Source organism: Streptomyces sp. NPDC001920 (assembly GCF_053594495.1).
In genome coordinates this window covers 1-4,960 of the sequence record NZ_JBSFEP010000045.1, presented here as the reverse complement: position 1 = coordinate 4,960, position 4,960 = coordinate 1, and the positions used below count along the sequence as shown (strand labels likewise).

Below are 4,960 nucleotides of genomic sequence, written 5' to 3'. Positions count from 1 at the left end.
CCACACCCTCCACACCGACCACCCCGAAACAACCACCCTCACCACCGCCCTCACCACCCTCCACACCCAAGGCCACCCACCCACCTGGAACACCCGCCGCCCCTTCGTCGCCCTGCCCACCTATCCCTTCCAGCACCGCACCTACTGGCTCAACCCTCCGCGCACCTCCGGGAACGCCAGCGACATCGGGCTCGACGTCTCCGGTCACCCGCTGCTCGGCTCCGCGACGGACCTGCCCGGCGGGGGGCACCTCTTCACAGGGCGGCTGTCGCGCGAATCCCTGGGCGTACTCGCCGAGCACGTCTTCATGGAGCGGGTCGTCCTCCCGGGCGGGGCCTACGTGGATCTGGCGGCGCACGCCGCCGAGTACGTGGGGAGCGAAGGGATCGATGAACTGGTGCTGGTCGCGCCGCTTTCCATCGAGGAGTCGGGGGCCCGGCAGCTTCAGGTGTGCCTGGGCGGGCCCGAGCCGGACGGCAGGCGGTCGCTGATCATCCGTACCCGGTCGGAGGCCGACCAGGAAGGCGCGGAGGACGACTGGGTCACTCACGCCACCGGGTATCTGGCGTCACCCGCACGCGAGGCCGCGCCCCCCGACGCCGCGCTGACGTCGTGGCCCCCCGCCGGGGCCGAGGCCGTCGAAGTGGACGGTCTGTACGACGAGTTCGCAGCGCAGGGGTTCGATCTGGGCGCCGCCTTCCAGGGGTTGACCGCCATCTGGCGGCACGAGGGCGACGGGCGGGTGTATGCCGAAGTCGACCTGCCCGCAGACCTTTTGGAAGGAGCCCGTCGGACGGCGACGTCCGGCAGTGCCCTCCATCCGGCGCTGCTGGAGTCCGCCGTCCATGCGGCCGGCCTACTGGGTGCGACGGGTCCCGGCTGCACCGCTCGGGCAGCCGTGTCGTGGGGCGGGGTCACCGTGTACGACGCCGCCTCGGCCGTCACGTCCGTGCGTGTCCGCGTGGCATCCCTGGACACAGAAGCGCGCACGGTGTCCCTGACCGTGGCCGACACCTCCGGTGTGCCCTTGGCCTCGGTGGAGCGGCTGACGCTGGTGCCGTCCACACCGGAGCTGCTGAACGCCAGCCGTCGCCGACCGCTGTTCGGCGTGGAGTGGCCTCTCGTGCCGTCGGCGACGGGGGTGAGTGCGGTGCCCCCGGCCTCCTACGCGGTTCTCGGCCCCGATCCGCTGGGCTTCGTCACCGGGCTCTCGGACAGCGGGCTCACCGTCGAGCGCTACGCGGATCGGCGGGAGCTGGACGCGGCCGTCACGGCCGGTGCCGTCCCGCCCTCGTACACCCTGCTCGTCTGCGACTCCGGCTCCGGCTCCGACTCCGGTGACGCGGTGGCCGAGCGTACGCGTGCCACGGCCGACCGGCTGCTGGCATCGGTTCAGGATTGGCTCGCCTCCGATCGCCCTCCGGCGGGTCGGCTGGTGGTCGTCACACGCGGCGCCGTAACCGTTGTGGGGGACGATGCAGCCACCGATGTGACGGTCGCCGCCGTGTGGGGCCTGGTGCGGACGGCCCAAGCCGAGTACCCGGGGCAGCTCGTGCTCCTGGACGTCGACGCTGACGAGGCTTCACTCCGTACGGTCGCAGCGGCGCTGGAGACCGGTGAGCCGCAGCTCGCCGTGCGAAAGGGACGCCTCCGCGTTCCCCGGCTGGCCCGTGTGGCCACGGACCGGGCAGGGGCGCGGCCGGTGACCCTCGACCCCGCGGGCACTGTCCTGATCACGGGCGCCACGGGTGGTCTCGCCCGCCCGCTCGCCACCCATCTCGTCACGGAACACGGTGCACGTCATCTGCTGCTGGTCGGCCGCCGTGGTCCCGACGCTCCCGGTGCCGCCGAACTGGTCGCGGAACTGGAGGAGGCGGGTGCCCGGGTGACCCTGGCGGCGTGTGACGTGGCCGATCGCGCGTCGCTGGCGTCCCTCCTCGCCGGCATACCCGCGGAGCATCCGCTGACCGCCGTGTTCCACGCGGCGGGTGTGACCGACGGGGGTGTCATCACCTCACTCGACCCGTCACGCATGGCGGTCGTGCTGCGTCCCAAGGTGGACGCAGCCTGGAACCTGCACGAGCTCACGGCGCCGCTCGGGTTGTCCGCGTTCGTGCTGTTCTCCTCGCTCGCCGGTGTCCTCGGCAGTCCGGGCCAGGCGAACTACGGTGCCGGCAACGCCTTTCTCGACGCGCTGGCCGAGCACCGGCACGCTCACGGGCTGCCGGCACTGTCCCTCACCTGGGGTCTGTGGGCGGACGAGGGCGGCATGAGCGAACGGCTGAGCCGCGCTGATCTCGTCCGAATGACACGGTCGGGCATCGCACCGCTGTCGACGCGGCGGGCCCTGGACATGCTGGACGCCGCGCTGGGACTCGGGCAGCCGGTGGTCGCCCCGACGGAGCTCGACATGGCAGGGCTGCGTGGACAGGCCGCCGCCGGCACATTGCCGCCGCTGCTACAGGGTCTGGTCCGTACGCGTGCCCCACGGCGCGTTGACGGATCGGGCTCGTCGTTCGCCGCACGCATGGCCGGGCTGGACGGCGCGCAGCGGGAGCAGGCCGTGTCGGAACTCGTCCGTGCGCAGGTCGCTGCGGTTCTGGGGCACAGCTCCGCCGACGCCGTGGATCCGGAGCGGGCCTTCAAGGACCTCGGCTTCGAATCAGTCACGGCGATCGAGTTGCGGAACCGGCTGACGGCCACGACCGGGCTACGGCTGCCCGCCACGGTGGTCTTCGACCACCCGACGGTCACCGACCTGGCGAAGCGTCTTCTTCTCGTACTCACTCCCCCGGACCGGTCCGCGCCGCTGCCCGTACTGGAGGAGCTCGACCGACTCGAGCAGGCGCTTCGTGCAGTTCCGCCGGCCGGGGACGCCGGTGCCGGTGCGGACCGGTCGGCCATCGGCGACCGGCTGCGGGACATCCTCTGGCGGTTCGACAGCGCCGCGGCCGGCGCGCAGGGCGGCCCGGCCGTGGCCGACGACGATCTCGAATCGGCCACCGACGAGGACCTCTTCGAGGTGCTCGACAACGAGCTGGGGTCGCTCTGAATCCCGTAGGCACGCCTGAATTCCGTCGTACCAGAAGGTGGCTTGCATCATGAACGAGCAGAAACTGCGGGACTATCTCAAGCGGGCTACCGCCGATCTGCGTCAGGCCAAGCAGCGGCTGAGGGACCTCTCCGCCAAGGAGAGCGAGCCCATCGCCGTCGTGGCGACGGGCTGCCGCTTCCCCGGAGGCGTCGGCAGCCCGGCCGAGCTGTGGCAGTTGGTCACGGAGGGCCGCGCGGCGGTCTCCGAGTTCCCCGACGACCGCGGCTGGGACCTCGCGTCCCTCTTCGACGACGACCCGGACGCGGCGGGCACGTCGTACGCGCGGCACGGGTCGTTCCTGGACGACGTGGCGGGCTTCGACGCCGAGTTCTTCGGCATCAGTCCGCGCGAGGCCCTGGCGATGGACCCGCAGCAGCGGCTTCTGCTGGAGACCGGGTGGGAGGTGTTCGAGCGTGCCGGGATCGATCCCCGGTCACTGCGGGGCTCCCGGACCGGGGTCTTCGCGGGTACGAACGGTCAGGACTACCTGAGCCGGGGCACGAGCCTGCCCGAGGGGGTGGAGGGTTACCTGGGCACCGGTGTGTCCGCGAGCGTGCTGTCGGGCCGTGTCGCCTACACCTTCGGGCTGGAGGGCCCCGCGGTCACCGTGGACACGGCATGCTCCTCCTCACTGGTGTCCCTGCACCTGGCGGCCCAGGCGCTGCGCAACGGGGAGTGCGAGCTGGCGCTCGCCGGCGGCGTCACCGTTCTGTCCACGCCCGGCGTCTTCCTGGAGTTCAGCCGACAGCGCGGACTGGCCCGGGACGGGCGCTGCAAGTCGTTCGCGGCCGCCGCGGACGGTACGGCGATGGGCGAGGGCGTCGGGCTGGTCCTGCTCGAGAGGTTGTCGGACGCGCGCCGCAACGGTCACCCCGTGCTCGCCGTCATCCGGGGCAGTGCCGTCAACCAGGACGGCGCCAGCAACGGACTGACCGCGCCGAACGGTCCCGCGCAGGAGCAGGTGATCACGGACGCCCTGGCCCAGGCCCGGCTCACTCCCGACCAGGTCGACGCGGTTGAGGCGCACGGCACGGGGACGACGCTCGGCGACCCCATCGAGGCACACGCGCTGCTGGCCACGTACGGCCGCAACCGTGGCCCGCAACAGCCGCTGTGGCTGGGGTCCGTCAAGTCGAACATCGGGCACACACAAGCGGCGGCAGGCGTCGCGGGCGTCATCAAGATGGTGGAGGCCATCCGTCACGGGGTGCTGCCCAAGACCCTCCATGTCGATGCACCTTCGCCCCACATCGACTGGGCCTCCGGTGCGGTTTCCCTGCTCACCGAGGCCGTGCCGTGGCCGGAGACGGGGCGGCCGCGCCGCGCGGGCGTGTCGTCGTTCGGGATCAGCGGCACGAACGCCCACCTGATCCTGGAGGCGCCGCCGGCGGAGGAACCGCAGGAGGCGTCGCCCGTCGGCGGGCCGCTGGTGGTGCCGTGGCTGCTCTCGGCCGGTGACGACGCGGCCCTGCGTGAGCAGGCCGTACGGCTTCGGGCGTACGTGGACGGCAAGCCGAACCTCGACCTCACGGCCGCAGCACGCGCGTTGGCAGCCGGCCGCGCCCACCACACCCACCGGGCGGGCATCATCGCCACCGACCGCGACGGCCTGCTCCACGGCCTGGACGCCCTCGCCCACGGCGAACACGCCAAGAGCGTCGTGCACAACGCCGTCGACGGCGGACGACTGGCCTACCTCTTCTCCGGACAGGGCTCACAACACCCCGGCATGGGACGCGAGCTCTACGACACCTACCCCGCCTTCGCCGAGGCCCTGGACGAGACATGGGCCCAACTCGACCCCCACCTCGAACACCCCCTACGCGACATCATGTTCGCCGAACCCGGCACCCCCCAAGCCGCCCT

2 protein-coding genes are annotated in these 4,960 nt (G+C 72.1%); both read left to right on the top strand.

Translation table 11 applies throughout. The features are described 5' to 3' along the window. A partial coding sequence (locus tag ACWCPI_RS38780; RefSeq protein ID WP_451042653.1) for a type I polyketide synthase occupies positions 1 to 3,052 on the top strand: 3,052 nt, incomplete at its 5' end. A gap of 49 nt (positions 3,053 to 3,101) precedes the next feature. Next, positions 3,102 to 4,960: type I polyketide synthase (locus tag ACWCPI_RS38775; protein ID WP_451042652.1), on the top strand; the 1,859-nt coding region annotated here is incomplete at its 3' end.